The sequence below is a fragment of the Nocardia speluncae NBRC 108251 genome (assembly GCF_001613245.1).
Taxonomy (GTDB): Bacteria; Actinomycetota; Actinomycetes; order Mycobacteriales; family Mycobacteriaceae; genus Nocardia; species Nocardia speluncae.
Genome location: NZ_BDBZ01000037.1, coordinates 64,287 through 80,042, shown reverse-complemented (window position 1 = coordinate 80,042; position 15,756 = coordinate 64,287). Strand labels below are relative to the sequence as shown.

Below are 15,756 nucleotides of genomic sequence, written 5' to 3'. Positions count from 1 at the left end.
TGTAATGACTCCGCTGTGGCTCACGATCATCCGGGCATGACCATCGCACGGAAATTGGCCACGACAGCAGCCGCCGGACTCTTCGGTGCGGCGATGGCCGTTGCCGCGCCGGGTGTCGCCGCTGCCGCCGATCCCTGCCAGCTCGGGGCGTCGAACGTGGGACCCAGGACCTGCGCGACGACGGAGTTCCGGACGGCTCCGGCGTGGACACTGGGCAACGGTGTCTGCGTCGGCATGCTGAGCGCCGCCGGAGTCGCCTACGACGGTCCGTTGTCTGAGTACCATGTCTTCCCGGGGACCGCGCATTCCATAGAACTGCGGGTCACCCAGGGTTTCTCCCCACTGGGTAATTTCGCCCCGACCCTCCTGGCTTGTGATGTCACGGCGATTCTCGACTGGCGCAATCTCGACACCGGCCGCAGCGGTTCGGTGAGCCATTTCATCCCGGCGGGCAATACGAGTTCGCGCCCGTTCTTCATGCACGTGGACTCGGGCCCGGGACGGGTCGCGCTCACCCTGCGCACCGACCGTCCGAGTGTTCCGGCAACGACCGAGGTATTCGTTCCCTGATCGCGCCGGGGCGGCGTCACGTTCCGGTGGGGACAGAGGACGTCGGACCCGGTCCCGAGGGATCCGTGTGTTCCGGCTTGAACCCGACGTAAGGTCAGGTTTTACCGTCGACGACACCGGCGCACGGTGCGCTGGTGGAAGTGAGATGAAACGGATGGGCCTGCACGAAACCGAGCGTGTGTGGAAAGTCGGTGAACTCGCAGCCGAGGCCGGGCTGACGGTGCGCACGCTGCACCACTACGACCGCATCGGGTTGGTATGCCCGGCGGAGCGCACCGGCACCGGCCACCGGCTCTACACCGCCGGCGACGTAGAACGCCTCTACCAGGTGCTGGCCCTGCGTCAACTGGGCCTGGGACTGGACCAGATCGGCGATCTGCTCGAGGGCACCGTCGCGATGAGCCGGGTACTGTCTGCTCATCGCGACTTTCTGGCCGCGCAGCTGGCCGCGACCCGGGACCTGCATGCCCTGGTCGAGGCCCTGGCCGCCACGGCGGAGAGTAGGCCGGACGCATCCGCGGAACGCTTCCTGGAATTGATCAGGAGGACCGTGATGGTCGACGACACCTTCAAACAATATTTCACCGAGGCACAGCTGACCCAGCTCGCGCAGCGCCGGGAGGACCTCGGCGATCAGCGCATCCGGCAGACCGAAGCGCAATGGGGCGAACTCATCCCGCAGGTCGACGCGGCGATCGCCGCGGGTATGGACCCGGCCTCAACCCGGGCGCAGCAGTTGGCCGCGCAGTGGATGGAGCTTGTGGAAGGGTTCCACGGTGGTGACGCGGGCCTGCGCGACAGCCTGTATCAGATGCAGGCCGGCGAAGCCGACCGGATCGAAAGCGAGTTCTGCGGACCGTCACCCGCTCAGATCGAGTTCATCACGGCCGCGAACGACGCACGCCGATAGCGGCTCGGGCATCCTTCAGGAGCAGGACTCCGCACCGCCACGGAAACGGGCCCGCGGCAGCCTTTGAGGCCGCGGGCTGTGCAATCTGCAAGCCGGTGTCGGCGAACCCGTCTATGGCGCTGCGGATCCGGCGCTGTCATACGGGTACGTCGTCACCGGCTGGCCACGTGTAGCGAGTCTGGCTGGAGACCGGTAGCTTGCCGAATGCGAAGCCGACAGCCGGCGCGACCCGGTACAGCCTGACGTCGCCGGAGACGACCGCCTCACCCAGCCGATACCAGGTGCCCTCGGGATCGGTCAGATGCCTGCCGTACTTGCGCTCGAGGTCTGTGGCGGCCTGTGTTCGCGCGGAGCGCTCACCCATGAGGGATGCCGTGCCCTCGATGACGACGTCCATACCGGTCAAGGTGTTCGTGCCGGTCGTCAGCACGCAGTACGGGTTGTGCTCGAGATTGAGCGCTTTACGCTCTTGACCACCTGTGGTGAAGCACATGCCCCCCAGACTCCACGCCGCCAGCAACGGCGTCACATGCGGCTGCCCGCTCGGGCGCACCGTGGACAGCCAGAACACCTCCGCCGCTTCGAGGACGGCGAAGGCCGACGCCCACGGCGTCGCCTGCGCGTCCGGCGACGAGAAAGGTCCCAGCACAACATTCGGTTCACTGTCCGTCATGTCACATCCTGAAGGTCGAGGGGGCGTGCTCGGCTGGTCGTACAGGTTCGAACAGTACGGCCTACCGAGCTGCACGCCCTCCAATCGGCTTTTACGTGGCTTCCTTGTCGAAGACGTGAGCGCGCCGGGAAAATCATCGGTCGGTGCCCGGCGAGCCAGGTGCTCGATCAGATCTTCGCGCGGCGATCGAGGTCTGCCTCCTGGCCCGATCAATTTCGAGAATGCCGGCACCGCACGGATAGTGTTGTGGTCATGTTGCTCTGGATCAACGGTCCGTTCGGTGGGGGAAAGACGCAGACCGCATTCGAGCTGCACCGCAGGCTTCCCGGCAGTGTGGTGTGCGACCCGGAGATGGTGGGATACGGGCTGCATCGCATGATGCCGCCGAAGCTCCGGACCGATTTCCAGCATTTTCCGAGTTGGCGGCAAGGCGTGTTCGAGGTACTCGACCATGTGCTGCGCGAGCACGAGGGCGTGGTGATCGCCCCGATGACCGTCGCCGACCCGCGGTACTTCGGCGAAACGGTCGGCCGGCTACGCGAATCCGGCCACGATGTGCGGCATTTCGCGTTGCTGGCGCGCCGGGAGACAGTTCTGGACCGGCTAGGTGATCGTGGGCTCGGCTTCGCTCCGCTCCTGCGCGCGGTCGGACAGGGTGATCTGCTGCTGCGCCGCGAAAAGTTCGCGGTGGACAGGCTGGATCTCTGCCTCGACAACTTGAGCAAACCCGAGTTCGCCGAACATATCTGGACCGACGCGACCCCGGTGGCGGCGGTCGTCGATCGAATCGCCGACACCGCCGGCCTGAGACCGACGCCCGACACCGACAGCCCGATGCGAGGCAGGCTGCGCCGGATGGCCGTCACCGTCCGCAGTGTCCGGTTGTGAACTGTTGACCAGGTATCGAGGATCGCCCCGGCTCTGTGTCACGGAGCCGATCTGATCGTTCTAGTAGGGCAGGAGCAGCGCCGCCGCGCCGCTGATCAGAAACAGTAGAACGAAGACGATCAGTGCCGCGTACCAACCGATCCCGAAATCACGGTCCACGGTCGAGACGCCGCGCGCGACCGGGGTGCCGCACTCCGGCGCGGGTACCGTCGCGGGTGTGCCTGCGCTCCCGGTGTGCCGGCCACCGAGTACGTCGAGAGCCGCGGTGATGAACTCGGCGCACGTAGCGAATCGGCCGTCGCGTTGTTTGGCCATGGCCTGCTCGAAGACCTCGTCGAGGGCCGCGGGCAGGTCTGCTCGTGCCGCGGTGATCCGGGGGACGGGCTGCGCGATATGGCCCATCACCACGTGCCCCGGATTCGTCCCAGGATACGGTTGTTCCCCGGCCAGCAGCGTAAACAGGGTGCAGGCCAGGGAATACTGGTCGGAGCGGTGATCCACCACCTCGCCGGACAACTGCTCGGGGGATGCGTAGGCCAATGTCGCGGTGAACGTTCCGGTGGCCGTGATCTTGGTATTGATGGAGTCGGTGAGGCCGGCGATACCGAAATCGGTGAGCACCGCATATGTGTCGCGAAAATCGTCTCCGGGGACGATCACGATATTGGCCGGCTTCACATCACGATGCAGGATGCCGCGGCTGTGCGCGTAGTCCAGTGCCGATGCTGTCCCGCCGAGGAGACGGGTCACGGTCGTCGGCGAGTGCGCGGCAGCGTCCCAGTGTGCGGCGTCGGTGCCGCGAAGGTACTGCATCGCGATCCACAGGTGGCCGTCGTTCGCGCCACGGTCCAGGACGCCGACGATCCCTGCATGGTCGAGCCGAGCCACCACGTCGGCCTCTCGTTCGAACCGGCGCACGACTTCGAGGTCGGTGGACACTTCGCGATTCAGCAACTTCAACGCGACGGTGCGGGGGAGGCGGGGGTGCCGAGCCCGGTACACCGTACCCATGCCGCCCTGACCCAGGACTCCTTCGATCCGGTATCCGGCGAAGGTGGCGCCTGCCCCCAGCAATACCGCTCCTTCTCGTTCCGGCCGCTCGCTGCCGACTCTCCGAGTATGTATTGCATGTACATCATTGACCCGCAGTGCTTCTCAACACCCTAGCGGGTCTGCCGCGCGGCGGCATTCATCCACGACACTCCACTTCGCGGCACATCCTGACCGTGTTATCGCCGGCGCCGACCGGGGTCGACGATCGTCACTGCCGCCCGCGGGGCACAACCCGAGCGCTCGATCAGGAGATCAGGCCGCGCGGAGGCAGAAGGGGTGGCCGGCGGGGCTGGCATAAATCCTGGAGCCCTGCGACGGTGCGGCGGCGATATCGACCGTCGGTCGCAGCCGCCGGCCTCCGGCGTCGAGCACCCGTTCGTCGGCGGCCCGCGGGTCGTCTGTGGCGAGGTCGAAGTGCATCTGCTGGGAGTTTCCGTCAGGCCACTCCGGTGGCCGATGACCGGGAGCGTGCTGGATCACCAGTGTGGGGAATTCGTCGTTCTGGAGGAAATGGTGCGTCGGTGTCTTGGTGAGGGCGCCGCCGAGTAGCCGGTGCCAGAACACGCTTTCCTGCTCCAGATCCGCGGCGTCGACGATCAGTGATGTCAGGCTGATTTTCAAGGACTGTCTCCTCGGTTCGTGCTCGATATGTCAGACAGTGGGAATGATTCCGCCATCGACGCGGAACTGTGCGCCGGTGACCCATTCGGCGCGGCGTGAGGCGAGGAACGCGATCATCTCCGCGACGTCCTCGGGTCTGCCGGAACGCCCCATGGGCACGTTCAGGTGGTCCACGACCTGCTGCTCGACCTCGTCGATGCCGATTCCCTGACGGTCGGCCAGCTGCCGGAGATGTTCGGCAGCGCCCTCGGTGACTACGAAGCCCGGCAGCACGCACACCACGCGCACCCCGTGTTCACCCACCGCCGTTGCCAGTTCGCGGCTGTAGGCGTTGAGGGCCGCTTTTGCCGCGGCGTACGACGCTTCCGCGGGTTGGGGGAGGTGACTGGCGATAGAGGAGACGTGCACCACGACGCCGGAACCTCGCTCGACCATTCCGGGGACCAGGGCGCGGTCGAGACGGACCGCGCTGAGCAGGTTCATCTCGAGATCGGCGAGCCAGGAAGCGTCGGACCGTTCCAGAGTCGGCGTCGGCCCGGTTGCGGCTCCGGCGTTGTCGACCAGTACATCGATGCCTCCGACGCTGTCCAGGACGCGCCGCCCCAGTTCGGCGACCTCCTCCGCCGAACGCAGGTCGGCGGGAATGTAGGTAGCGGGCAAGTCGTGCGGTGGTGGTGTTCGCGAGGCGGTCACCACGGTGGCACCGGCCGCGGCGAAGCGCCGGGCTGTCGCCTCGCCCAGTCCTCGGCTACCCCCGGTTATCAGCACTCGCAGACCGGCGAGTTCTTCGTTTTCGAATGTCACGGGCGTACTCCTTCAGTAAGGTGAACCCGACTCCGGAAACTGTACACGCAAACGGAGCCTGACTCACCTTATGGAGGAATTGTTGCCGTCATCACGCCCACTGCGTGCCGATGCCCGCCGCAACCGTGCCGCGCTGCTGGCCGCGGCCCGCGAAGTGCTGCTCACCGCCGGCGACGCCCATGTGGAGGAGATCGCACGCCGGGCCGGCGTATCGGTCGGCACGCTGTACCGCCATTTCGACACGCGTGAGGCACTCGTCGCGGAGGTGTACCGGCACGAGGTGGCCGAACTCTGCGCAGCTCCTGGTCGCCTGCTCGCGCAATATGCCCCCGGCGAAGCCCTACACAGATTTCTGTTGCTGCTTGTGGAACATGCGGCAGTGGGCAGGGGGATGGGCGAAGTGCTGGAGAGCATCGCGGCCACCGACTCGCCGATCTACGCCGACACCCGCAACGAGATGGCCCGCGCACTCGACGAGTTGCTCGCCGCAGGTGTCGCCGCCGGTCAGTTGCGCACCGGGGTCAGCGGTCGGATCGTGCTGCGTGCTCTGGGCGGCATCTGCGGAATACGCACCCCCGGTTGGCAAGACGACGCGGTGCGCATCGCCACTCTCCTGTATGACGGATTGCGTTACGGGGCCGAGGGGCACGGATAGTGCTACACGCCCACATGCGGGCGTGACCGGCCGCCGGGTGCCGAGATCGCGACGCGACCGCCGCGCTCCTCCTCCCCGGCCGGCACACACCGGAACCGTTCCGGTATGCCCCGGCCGGGGAGGAGGGGGCAGCTCCGGATTCTCGTGCCAGGGTGGGAATCCGGAGTCGCCCGCGAGTTGGGTCTCGAGTGTCGGCGCATGGGCCACAACCTCTTTCTCTCGTAGCGGATCGTCAGGTGACGATCAGGCGCGAACCCGGCCGAGGAACGCGGTCACGTTCTGCCGGATCTGGTGGATGCGGTCGGCGGGGTCGTAGTCGTCGCGGTAAGCGCGACCCAGGGCCGGCGTCATCAGCCGCCGGGCGTACAGCGAACAGCAGAGGTCGCCGCACATATAGGTGCCGGTGGAGTTGCCGCGCCGACCGGACTCACCGGCCTTGCGGGCGGTCATCAAGACGACTCCGCCGTTGTCATGGGTGGTCGAACAGACGGTGCACATCTGGGAACGCCGCGGGCCGCCCGTCTCATAACGCAGCGCGATACCGGCGAGACCGTCTGCCTCGGGCAGCACCAGATACCCGCGACCCGGTAGTCCTGGATCGGTCCAGCCCAGGAAGTCCAGGTCGTCCCAGGGGCGGGTCTCGAGGTCGGGCGGTAGCGTCAGGCGTTTGGCATCTCCTTTCGAACAATTGATGAACGACGCTCTGATCTCTCGTTCGGTGACAGGTTCCATCGGTAGTCCGGCTCCTTCGTATCGGATGGGCAAACCGCGACACCCTATCGGCCATTCCGGGACACCGGCAACGACATTTCCGCATGTGGTATGCCCTGCGCGTATGGTCGTCGACCGCGGCGCCGCGCTCAGGTCAGGACGCTATCGGTCACCCGCGCCGCGTTACGGAACTGTCCCGGAGCCTGCGAGCGTGCCCGGCGGAACGCTCGACTGAATGCGTAGACCGAGGTGTAGCCGACCGAGCGGGCGATGGTATCGAGAGTGTCATCGGTGTCCCGCAACCGGATTGCGGCCAGATCCATCCGCCAGCGCGTCAGGTAGTCGGCCGGCGCGGCACCGGTGACGGCGCGGAACCGTCGCGTCAGCGTGCTGCGGGAGATCGTCAGCTCCGCGGCGAGTGACTCGATGGTCCACCCCCGAGCCGGCTCCTCGTGGAGCCTGGTGAGCGCGTCGCTGACCACCGGGTCGGCCAGCACGCCGAGCCAGGATCCGCGCGCTTCGTCCGGATGTTTCGCCAACCAGAACCGCAGCAACTGCACCAACAGGATGTCGACCAAACGGTTGAGTATGAATGCGGTCGCAATCTGCGGGTAGGCCAATTCCCGCGACAGCAGCCGGACGGTGTCGTCGAGACAGTTGCCCCCGTGGTCGGCCCTGATGTGCAGGACATGCGGCAACGTGGTCATCACCTGAGTCGATACCGTGGGGTCGTATTCGTAACCCGCCCCGAGGATATGTGTCTGCACCTCGCCGGCGCCCAACCGCAACACGCTGCCGTCCGCCATGGCCGCATCGCCGCCGCACTCGCCGCACGGGGCCAGCGGCACGCCGGGAGCACTGCTCAACCCGTGCTCGACCCCGCTCGGTAGCAGCACCACATCGCCGGGCATGAGCTGCTGCGCCTCCCGGCCGGGCAGGCACAGCCACGCTGTGCCCGAGGTGACGGCATAGAACGCCGCGGTGCAGCGCGCGCTCCAGGAGATTCCCCATGTGCCGCCCGCCTCGATGCGTGCGCCGGCGCTGCCACGGACACCGCCGACCGTGAGTATGTCCGCAAGAATGTCCATACGATCGATGGTAGTGCGACAAATGGATATGTTTCTGGCTGATTCGGCTATCGATCAATTCAATGGGTACCGCATATGGTCGAGATATGGCAGACGCGAACGATATCATCGAGATGAACAGCCAGGTCATCACCGAGTTCCGGGAGAAGGGCGGCACTGTCGGCGGCACCTTCGAAGGCTTCCCGCTGATCCTTGTGCATCACAAGGGTGCCCGATCCGGCATCGAACGCATCGCGCCGCTGGTCCCCTACGTCGAGGGAGACCGGATCTTCGTCTTCGCGAGCCTGGGGGGTAGCCCGAAGCACCCGGCTTGGTACCACAATCTGGTGGCCGGCCCGAATACCACCGTCGAGTACGGCGCGGAGACGTTCTCGGTCGTCGCCCGTGTGCTGCCCCGGGCCGAGCGCGACGAGATCTACGCCAAGCAGGTCGCCGTGCAGCCTCAGTTCGGTGAGTACCAGCGCAAGACCGACCGGGTCATCCCTGTCGTCGAGTTGCAGCGGACCGGACACTGACGCGAAGCTGCGTCGATTCACCGGGCGGGCGGATCCGGGCGGGGCCGATCGGCTCTTGTCGCCCGGACCTACGACCGGGATGACCCGGTCGGCAAGTCGTCCGGACTGTCGGCCTTGTTGCGGAGGTAGCGCTGTTCGACCTGGTTGTCGGTCAGTTCGGCGGCTCGGCGGAAGAGTTCGGCCGCGGCGGTGTCGTCGCCGGTTTGCTGGAGGAGGTGGGCGCGGACAGCATGTTCGCGTTGCCGGGTGAGGGGGTTGCGGTCGAGGTGCTGGTTGCGGTTGAGGTCGTCGAGCAGGGCCAGGCCGCGGGCAGGGCCGTAGGCGTGGGCGACGGCCACTACGCGGGCGAGCTGGACAGGTGGTGTGGGAGTGAGGCGTTCGAGCCACAGGTAGAGCACGGCGATCTGGGGCCAGTCCGTCCGGTCCGGCTCGGCGGCGGCGTGCACGGCGGCGATCGCGGCCTGGAGCTGGTAGGGGCCGGCCGGGGCGCGATTCCAGACGCTGTCGATGAGTGTGGTTCCCTCGTCGATCATCTCGTGATTCCACTGCGCGGTGTCCTGCTGGGCCAGCGGGATCAGTTCGCCGGCGTCGGTGCGTGCCCCGCGGCGGGATTCGGTGAGCAGCATCAGTGCGAGCAGTCCTGTTGTCTCCGCGTCGCCGGGGGCGGTGGCGTGCAGCATTCTGGTCAGCCGAATGGCCTCGGCGGTGAGGTCGACGCGAGTGAGGTCGGCTCCGGCGGTGGCGGTGTAGCCCTCGTTGAAAATGAGGTACAGCACCTGGCGGACCGCGGTCATCCGGCTGTCGCGGTCGACGCCCGTGGGGAGAGTGAAACGGGCACCCACCTTGGCGAGTTGTTGTTTGGCGCGGCTGATCCGGGTGCCCGTGGTGGCCTCGGTCGTGCCGTAGGCGTGGGCGATCTCGGCGGTGGTGAGACCACCGACCGCACGCAGGGTGAGCGCTACCCGGGAGGTGTGGCCGAGTGCGGGATGGCAGCACAGCAGGAGCACGGTGAGACTGTCGTCGGTTCCGGCGGCCCGGGCTGCCCGTGCGGGTCCGGTCATGGCCAGCTCGGCGGCACCGGTTTCCAGCTCGCGGCGGCGGCGGGCCTGTTCGGAACGCAGCAGGTCGACCATTCGCCGGTAGGCGATGCGGATGAGCCAGCTGCGCGGGTTGTCCGGGATGCCCTCGGCGGGCCACGTGCGCGCGGCGGCCAGCAGTGCCTCCTGCACCGCGTCCTCGGCGGTGTCGAAGCGGCCGAACCGGCGGACCAGCGCGCCGAGGACCTGCGGTGTTTCGGCGCGCAGCAGGTCCTCGAGCTCGCGGGTCACGCCGTGAAGTCCTCGCCCATGATCGGGCGGATCTCGATCGGTTCGCCGAGCGCTTCGACGATGCGGGCGCTGATCTGCACGGCTCGTTCGTGTCCGGCGACGTCGATCACCGCGAAGCTGGCCAGGACCTCTTTCAGTTCGGCGAACGGCCCGTCGGTGGCGACGACGCCGTCGCCGGTTTTACGGACGGTGGTGCTGACGGCCGGGTGGCCCAGCCCCTCGGTGCTGACCAGCTCACCGGAGTCGATCAGTTCTTTTTCCAGCTGCTGGTAGGTGGCGAACGCGGCCAGCGCCTCCTCCGAGGGGGAATCGGCGGTCGCGGCGTCCCATGCCGTGGTCGGGGTGTAGCCGAGAAGCAGGTATTTCACGGGATCCTCCGAGATGGTGGGGTTGTCGTCACGGTAGCCGGTGTGCTGGTGTTCTCCGCTCAGGCGACGTGGTGTCGCCGGGACAGAGCCAGCACGGTCGTCCAGGTGAAGGCGACCGCGCCGTTGATCGCGATCTGGATGCTCATGTATTCCGGTGACATCGGCACCAGCAGGATCAGTCCGGCCACGGCGCTCGCCACGGCGGGCAGCGCCCTGCGCTTGCGAGCGCACCGCACGCACAGCACCAGGGCCGCGATCGCGAGTGCGGTGAAGGCCCCCGCGGCCGCGGCCGAATGCGCGATGCTGTGCCAGGACATCTGCGTGATCGGTTCGTCGGGGGTGCCGCCGGGGAAGCCGTTTTCCGGGTCCATGGTGAACACACCGGCCGCGACCATCCCGATTCCGAAAATGCCCACCAGGATCGGTAATGCCCGCCGCCCGGTTCCTTCGGTGAGCGTGCGGCCCACTCCGGCGGCCAGGGCCAGCGCGCCCGCCCCCGCGGTGATGAAGGTGACGATCTGGATCCAGCCGAGGTCGCCGGTCGCGAGCTGACTGATCGGATGCCGGGTGATATCGAAACCGTCGCGGGTGATCATCTGGGTGATCGCCGAGACGAAGAACAGCGGGCCGGCGGCAGCACCCGCGAGCAACAAGCCCTCGGATGCCCGGCTCCGGGCACGGACAGTCGCGGAGGCGGGCGAGGTAGTGGCGGTGAAGGTCATCGGATTTCCCTTCCTCAGGAATGGGGTTGTCGCTGATACCTCGGAACCGCTGGACGGATCTCGACACCACAAATAGGTGGCGCAGATCACAATCGATTGGTGTCGAAGACCGCGTGCCGGCGCCGAGGTAGCAGCGAACACCCCACACAAGGAGGACGAAAATGACCGAGACCCAGCAGCAGCCCACCCCCGAACTCCAGGCATTGAATCGCCTCGTCGGCACCTGGAAGGTCGGCGGGGGCGCGGAAGGAACGGTGCGCTATGAATGGATGCCGGGCCGGTTCTTCCTGCTCCAGCACGTCGAGCTCACCCAGTTCGGTGAACCCGTCACCGGCATGGAAGTGATCGGCAACCTCCGCCCGTTCGGCGAGCCGACCGGCCCAGACGTTGCCTCGCGGTATTACGACTCGGTCGGCAACACCTTCGACTACGTGTACGAACTGGCCGGTGACACACTCACCATATGGGCCGGCGCCAAAGGCAGCCCTGCCTACTACCGCGGCACCTTCGACGCCGCCGGAACCACCGTCACCGGCGAATGGGTCTACCCCGGTGGGGGCGGATACGCCTCGACCATGACCCGGATCTGACCCAGCTGCGGACCTGATCAGGTGCTGCACGCGATGATCCGGCCGGCCGGTCCCCGATCGCTTTCGCTGAATCCTGGGGCCAGGTCGTAGGCCCTCCGCTCCGGATGCTGTATCGGTACAGTGAGTTCGCATGACCGGTACCGAGCTGGAGATCACCGCAGACCTGGTCTGCGAGCTGCTGCGGGAGCAACATCCCGACCTCGCGGGCCTGGCGGTCCGCGAGGTGGCGGGTGGCTGGGGCAATCAGATGTGGCGTCTCGGTGACGAGTTGTCTGTCCGTGTGCAGCGGATGGATCCCACTCCGGATCTGCAGTTGAAGGAGCGGCGGTGGCTACCGGTGCTGGCCCCGCGACTGCCGCTGCCGGTGCCGACCCCGGTGCGATTCGGTGAACCGTCCGAACGTTTTCCGAAGCACTGGACCGTGATGACGTGGGTTCCCGGTGAGCCGCTCGATCACGCCACGATCAGCCGCGGCGTGCATGCGGCCGATACGCTTGCGGGCTTCCTCCGGGCGCTCCATGTCGTGGCACCCGCCGAGGCACCGATCGCTGCCGACCGTGGCGCCCATCCCAGGGACTGCACGGACGGTTTCGAGGCCTTCTTACAAGCCGTTGCTCCTGCCGACCTCGCTGCCGACGTCCGGGCGGTCTGGGACGACGCTGTCGCGGCCGGTGCGTGGGAGGGCTCGCCGGTGTGGGTGCACGGCGATCTCCATCCCGCGAACGTCGTGGTCTCGGACGGGACCCTTTCGGGCATCGTCGATTTCGGTGACCTGTTCGCCGGCGACCCGGCGTGGGACCTGGCTGCGGCCTGGGTGCTGCTGCCTGCGGGTATGGCCGCACGGTTCTTCGAGGTGTATGCGCAGGCGGACGAGGCGGCTATCCGGCGGGCTCGGGGGCTGGCGGCTATGAAGTGCCTGTTTCTGATGCTGATGGGGCAGAACGGAGATCGGGGTCTCCCGGGCGGTAAGCCGCACTGGGGGCCGATAGGCCGGGCGGCACTCGAGAGCGTTCTGAAGGGCACGTGACACACGGGGAGAATCAGCTCGTGCGCATGGATTCGCACAGCCGGCCCGGCAACGGTACCTGTGGTCGGCGCCGGGCCGGGCTGCTCGGTTCCGCGGTCAGCGTGTCGGATTCGGATCGTTCACCCGGGTCGGCTTGGCGGGGTTGGTCACCGAGTAGACCCCGATGACGGTGTCGTCGGGGGGCTGTGGCCGGTGGCGGCCATGCGCACGTCCGGATCGAGTCCGTGCGGTCGTAACCTGGAGTGCGGTTCCAGGGGACAAGCCGTCAGGTGCGACCTCCGGACCGATCTTCCGCCTGCTCCGGAGGTCGCCGGTGCGACCGCGTGGCCACGTCTGAATCGAGGTCGGCGCCCACATGGAGGCCGCAGCGAACTTCCCCGACGCAATGGCGTCCCGCTCACCTGAAGCGAAGACGACCCGCGACATGTCGCGCCCGGCGCGCCTGCACTCCCACAGCGCCGTCTCCACAGCCCTGACCCTGCACAGCGATCACGCGCTGCGTGAGCTCGTTGATTCGGCCACGCCGATCGGCGCCGGTATCGGCGGGAAGTCGGCGCTGCTGGAAGTCGCCGGAATCCCGGTTTTCGTGAAGCGGGCACCTCTCACCGACCTGGAACGGCAGCCGCAGCACATCCGGTCCACGGCGAACCTGTTCGACCTGCCGCTCTTCTGCCAGTACGGCGTCGGTCTCATCGGCGCGCCGGGTTTCGGGGCCTGGCGCGAGCTCGCCGTACACACCATGACCACGAACTGGGTGCTCGCCGCCGAATACGACGGTTTCCCACTGATGTACCACTGGCGAGTGTTGCCGGATACGACGCCGCTGCCGCAGGAGCTCGCCGATATCGACAGCGCTGTCGCCTACTGGGACGGCCGACCGCAGGTGCGCCACCGGATCGAGGCCCTCCGGGACTCGTCGGCGAGCGTCGCGCTGTTCCTGGAGTACATCCCGCAGAACCTGCACGAGTGGCTGAACGACCGGATCGAGGCGGGCGGCGTGGCCACCGACCGGGCCTGCCGCATGGTGGAGCAGGAATTGGCCGCCGGCGTCGCGTTCATGAACAGCCGTGGGCTGCTACACCTGGACGCGCACTTCGGGAACATCCTGACCGACGGCAACCGCCTCTACTTCGGCGATTACGGTCTCGCGCTCTGTTCCGGTTTCGACCTCTCGCCGGAGGAGGCGGTGTTCTTCGACCGGAACCAGAGCTACGACCGCGGCTACATCGCTGCCTACCTGGTGAACTGGCTGGTCACTGGCCTGTTCGGGCTTCGACAGGAGGACCGTGCCACGATGGTGCGGGTCTTGGCCGAGGGCAGGTCGCCGCAGGGCATTACCGAGGAGGTCGCCGCGGTCCTCACCCGGCACGCGCCTACCGCCGCGGCGATGTCGGCGTTCATACGTGCGTTCCAGCAAACGAGCCGGAGCACCCCGTATCCGGACCAGGAGATCCGCCGTCTGCTGCCCGGCCCGGACGGTGAATTCGTTCACCCCTGTGGCGGGCCTGGTAGATAATCATCCGACGGTTCTATTCGCGGTAGAGTGATCATTGCGGAGTAGCTGAGAAGGTGACCGAATTTCCCGGTTCGTAGGCTTGATCATCTGCGATTGTGAAAGGTCCAGGCGGCTTATGTGCACTCGCGTAATTTGGCCCGACGCAAACGGTTCCGTTCTGGTAGGGCGGAATATGGACTTCCACAAGGACCTGATGACCAACCTGTGGAAGCAACCCCGTGGGATCACCCGTGACGACGGAGTCGAAGGTGAGCTGACGTGGACTTCTCGTTACGGAAGTATTATCGCCACCGCATTCGATATGATCTCGGTGGACGGCCTCAACGAGGCAGGGCTGGGCGGACATGTGCTGTGGCTCGCCGAATCGACCTATGGTGAACTCGACAAATCACGCCCTGCGTTGAGTCAGGCCATCTGGTTGCAATATTTCCTGGACAATTTCGCTACCGTCGCAGCGGCCGTGGACTGGATCGAGAAGACAAACGTCCAGGTAATCCAGATGCCGGACCCGACAGGCGGGACACCGCCCGCAATCCATCTCGCTCTCGACGACGCGAACGGTGACTCGGCGATAATCGAGTACATCGATGGTCATCCGAACGTTTACCACAGTCGAGACCATCGAGTGATGACGAACTCTCCCACCTATGACCGGCAAATCGAACTGCTCACGCGCTGGGAAGGTCTCGGGGGAGGAGATCCGCTACCCGGCGATACGATGGCCGAGCACCGCTTCGCCCGGGCGGCCTATTACGCGACGCGATTGCCCAGGCCGGACAGCCAACTGGAAGCCATCGCGAGCATGTTCAGCATCATCCGCAATGTGGCGCAGCCGTTCCGCATCCCGGACCCCGGAAAACCGGATGCGTCACAGACGATTTGGCAGGTGGTTCTGGACCTGACGAACAAACGTTACGTATTCGAATCCACTACGCGGCCCAATATCGTGTGGGCCGATCTGGCGGATCTCGATTTCGGCGAGGGCTCCCCGCAACTCAAATTGGACCTGATCGGGAAGCTTTCACTCGAGGACGGTATCACCGGAAATGTCGGCAGCCAGTTCGCGGACGCCGGTCCTCTGGTGTTCTTGTCGTTTCAGGCACTGGAACAGCTCGGAGTGGGGCAGTCTGATCTCCATGGGTAGACTCATTTATGGCTTCAACGTGTCGGTGGACGGGTATATCGCTGATGCGCAAGGCAACATCGACTGGTCGGATCCGAGCGAAGAACTGCACCAGTACTGGAACGACTTCGAGCGGGAGACCGCCCTGTCGTTCTACGGGCGTCGGCTCTACGAACTGATGTCCGCGTACTGGCCGACCGCTGACAAGGCCCCGGACGCCACCCCGATGATCATCGACTACGCCCGTGTCTGGCGCGATATGCCCAAGGTCGTGTTCTCGCGCACCCTGGAGTCGGTCGACTGGAACTCCCGCCTGGAACGTGGCGACCCGGTCGAGGTGGTGCGGAAGCTGAAAGCCGAAACCGACGGCAGGCTGGAGGTGGCCGGGGCGACACTGGCCGCGCCGATCGTGGCGGCCGGTCTGGTGGACGAGTACCGGCTCGTGGTCGCGCCCACCGCTGTGGGTGGCGGCACCCCGTTCTTCCCGGCACTGCCGTCATGGATATCGCTGCGACTGCTGGAGAACCGCACCTTCCCGTGTGGCACGGTCCTGCTGCGCTACGAGGCGAAACGCGACTGACACGGCCGGCCGCG

At 66.5% G+C, this 15,756-nt stretch carries 19 protein-coding genes; 10 read left to right on the top strand and 9 right to left on the bottom strand.

Features of this window, described 5'->3' with window-relative positions:
* The first annotated feature begins 36 nt into the window (after positions 1–36).
* Positions 37–570: a hypothetical protein gene (locus NS6_RS36065; protein ID WP_245669535.1), complete on the top strand. Its 534-nt coding sequence runs from the start codon at positions 37–39 to the stop codon at positions 568–570.
* 145 nt (positions 571–715) lie between these two features.
* Complete coding sequence (locus tag NS6_RS28105) at positions 716–1,480, top strand: MerR family transcriptional regulator (RefSeq protein WP_084471486.1); 765 nt, start codon at positions 716–718, stop codon at positions 1,478–1,480.
* 136 nt (positions 1,481–1,616) lie between these two features.
* On the opposite strand, the gene NS6_RS28100 is transcribed toward NS6_RS28105, so the two are convergent.
* Positions 1,617–2,153 carry a pyridoxamine 5'-phosphate oxidase family protein gene (locus tag NS6_RS28100; protein WP_068047996.1) on the bottom strand — a complete coding sequence of 179 codons (537 nt, stop codon included), beginning with the start codon at positions 2,151–2,153 and terminating at the stop codon, positions 1,617–1,619.
* A gap of 252 nt (positions 2,154–2,405) precedes the next feature.
* On the opposite strand from NS6_RS28100, the gene NS6_RS28095 reads away from it, so the two are divergent.
* A complete protein-coding gene (locus NS6_RS28095; protein WP_068047993.1) occupies positions 2,406–3,041 on the top strand; it encodes an AAA family ATPase in 636 nt (211 codons plus the stop codon).
* 60 nt (positions 3,042–3,101) lie between these two features.
* On the opposite strand, the gene NS6_RS28090 is transcribed toward NS6_RS28095, so the two are convergent.
* From NS6_RS28090 to NS6_RS28080, 3 genes are all read right to left on the bottom strand, one after another.
* Positions 3,102–4,115 carry a serine/threonine-protein kinase gene (locus tag NS6_RS28090; RefSeq protein WP_157112991.1) on the bottom strand — a complete coding sequence of 338 codons (1,014 nt, stop codon included), beginning with the start codon at positions 4,113–4,115 and terminating at the stop codon, positions 3,102–3,104.
* A 231-nt stretch (positions 4,116–4,346) separates the two neighbouring features.
* The gene (locus NS6_RS28085) at positions 4,347–4,715 is read right to left on the bottom strand and encodes a VOC family protein (RefSeq protein WP_068047987.1); all 369 of its coding nucleotides are present in this window, start codon (positions 4,713–4,715) and stop codon (positions 4,347–4,349) included.
* Between the two features lie 30 nt (positions 4,716–4,745).
* Positions 4,746–5,519: an oxidoreductase gene (locus NS6_RS28080; RefSeq protein WP_068047984.1), complete on the bottom strand. Its 774-nt coding sequence runs from the start codon at positions 5,517–5,519 to the stop codon at positions 4,746–4,748.
* An 82-nt stretch (positions 5,520–5,601) separates the two neighbouring features.
* Here NS6_RS28080 and NS6_RS28075 point away from each other — a divergent pair, with 82 nt between their 5' ends.
* Complete coding sequence (locus tag NS6_RS28075; RefSeq protein ID WP_068048234.1) at positions 5,602–6,174, top strand: TetR/AcrR family transcriptional regulator; 573 nt, start codon at positions 5,602–5,604, stop codon at positions 6,172–6,174.
* 243 nt (positions 6,175–6,417) lie between these two features.
* Here NS6_RS28075 and NS6_RS28070 read toward each other — a convergent pair whose 3' ends face one another.
* A complete protein-coding gene (locus NS6_RS28070; RefSeq protein ID WP_068047982.1) occupies positions 6,418–6,906 on the bottom strand; it encodes an FBP domain-containing protein in 489 nt (162 codons plus the stop codon).
* A gap of 128 nt (positions 6,907–7,034) precedes the next feature.
* Positions 7,035–7,973 (bottom strand): AraC family transcriptional regulator, encoded by a 939-nt coding sequence (locus NS6_RS28065; protein WP_068047979.1) that lies wholly within the window; start codon positions 7,971–7,973, stop codon positions 7,035–7,037.
* An 86-nt stretch (positions 7,974–8,059) separates the two neighbouring features.
* Here NS6_RS28065 and NS6_RS28060 point away from each other — a divergent pair, with 86 nt between their 5' ends.
* Complete coding sequence (locus tag NS6_RS28060; RefSeq protein ID WP_068047976.1) at positions 8,060–8,488, top strand: nitroreductase family deazaflavin-dependent oxidoreductase; 429 nt, start codon at positions 8,060–8,062, stop codon at positions 8,486–8,488.
* A 68-nt stretch (positions 8,489–8,556) separates the two neighbouring features.
* On the opposite strand, the gene NS6_RS28055 is transcribed toward NS6_RS28060, so the two are convergent.
* The 3 genes from NS6_RS28055 to NS6_RS28045 are packed head-to-tail and all read right to left on the bottom strand — an operon-like array spanning position 8,557 to position 10,906.
* On the bottom strand, positions 8,557–9,816 hold the full coding sequence (locus NS6_RS28055) for an RNA polymerase sigma factor (RefSeq protein WP_068047974.1): 1,260 nt from the start codon (positions 9,814–9,816) through the stop codon (positions 8,557–8,559).
* Positions 9,813–10,184 carry a YciI family protein gene (locus NS6_RS28050; protein WP_068047971.1) on the bottom strand — a complete coding sequence of 124 codons (372 nt, stop codon included), beginning with the start codon at positions 10,182–10,184 and terminating at the stop codon, positions 9,813–9,815. Before NS6_RS28050 ends, NS6_RS28055 begins: the two co-directional genes overlap by 4 nt.
* Positions 10,185–10,243: 59 nt before the next feature.
* A complete protein-coding gene (locus NS6_RS28045) occupies positions 10,244–10,906 on the bottom strand; it encodes a DUF998 domain-containing protein (protein ID WP_068047968.1) in 663 nt (220 codons plus the stop codon).
* A 161-nt stretch (positions 10,907–11,067) separates the two neighbouring features.
* Between NS6_RS28045 and NS6_RS28040 the strand changes: the two genes are divergently transcribed.
* From NS6_RS28040 to NS6_RS28020, 5 genes are all read left to right on the top strand, one after another.
* A complete protein-coding gene (locus tag NS6_RS28040; protein WP_068047965.1) occupies positions 11,068–11,496 on the top strand; it encodes a hypothetical protein in 429 nt (142 codons plus the stop codon).
* A 130-nt stretch (positions 11,497–11,626) separates the two neighbouring features.
* Positions 11,627–12,523 carry an aminoglycoside phosphotransferase family protein gene (locus tag NS6_RS28035; protein ID WP_068047962.1) on the top strand — a complete coding sequence of 299 codons (897 nt, stop codon included), beginning with the start codon at positions 11,627–11,629 and terminating at the stop codon, positions 12,521–12,523.
* 355 nt (positions 12,524–12,878) lie between these two features.
* Positions 12,879–14,039: a protein kinase family protein gene (locus NS6_RS28030; protein ID WP_245669534.1), complete on the top strand. Its 1,161-nt coding sequence runs from the start codon at positions 12,879–12,881 to the stop codon at positions 14,037–14,039.
* 115 nt (positions 14,040–14,154) lie between these two features.
* Positions 14,155–15,183, top strand: a complete 1,029-nt coding sequence (locus NS6_RS28025; RefSeq protein ID WP_068047959.1) for a linear amide C-N hydrolase — start codon at positions 14,155–14,157, stop codon at positions 15,181–15,183.
* Complete coding sequence (locus NS6_RS28020) at positions 15,176–15,742, top strand: dihydrofolate reductase family protein (protein ID WP_068047956.1); 567 nt, start codon at positions 15,176–15,178, stop codon at positions 15,740–15,742. Before NS6_RS28025 ends, NS6_RS28020 begins: the two co-directional genes overlap by 8 nt.
* Positions 15,743–15,756 lie beyond the last annotated feature (14 nt).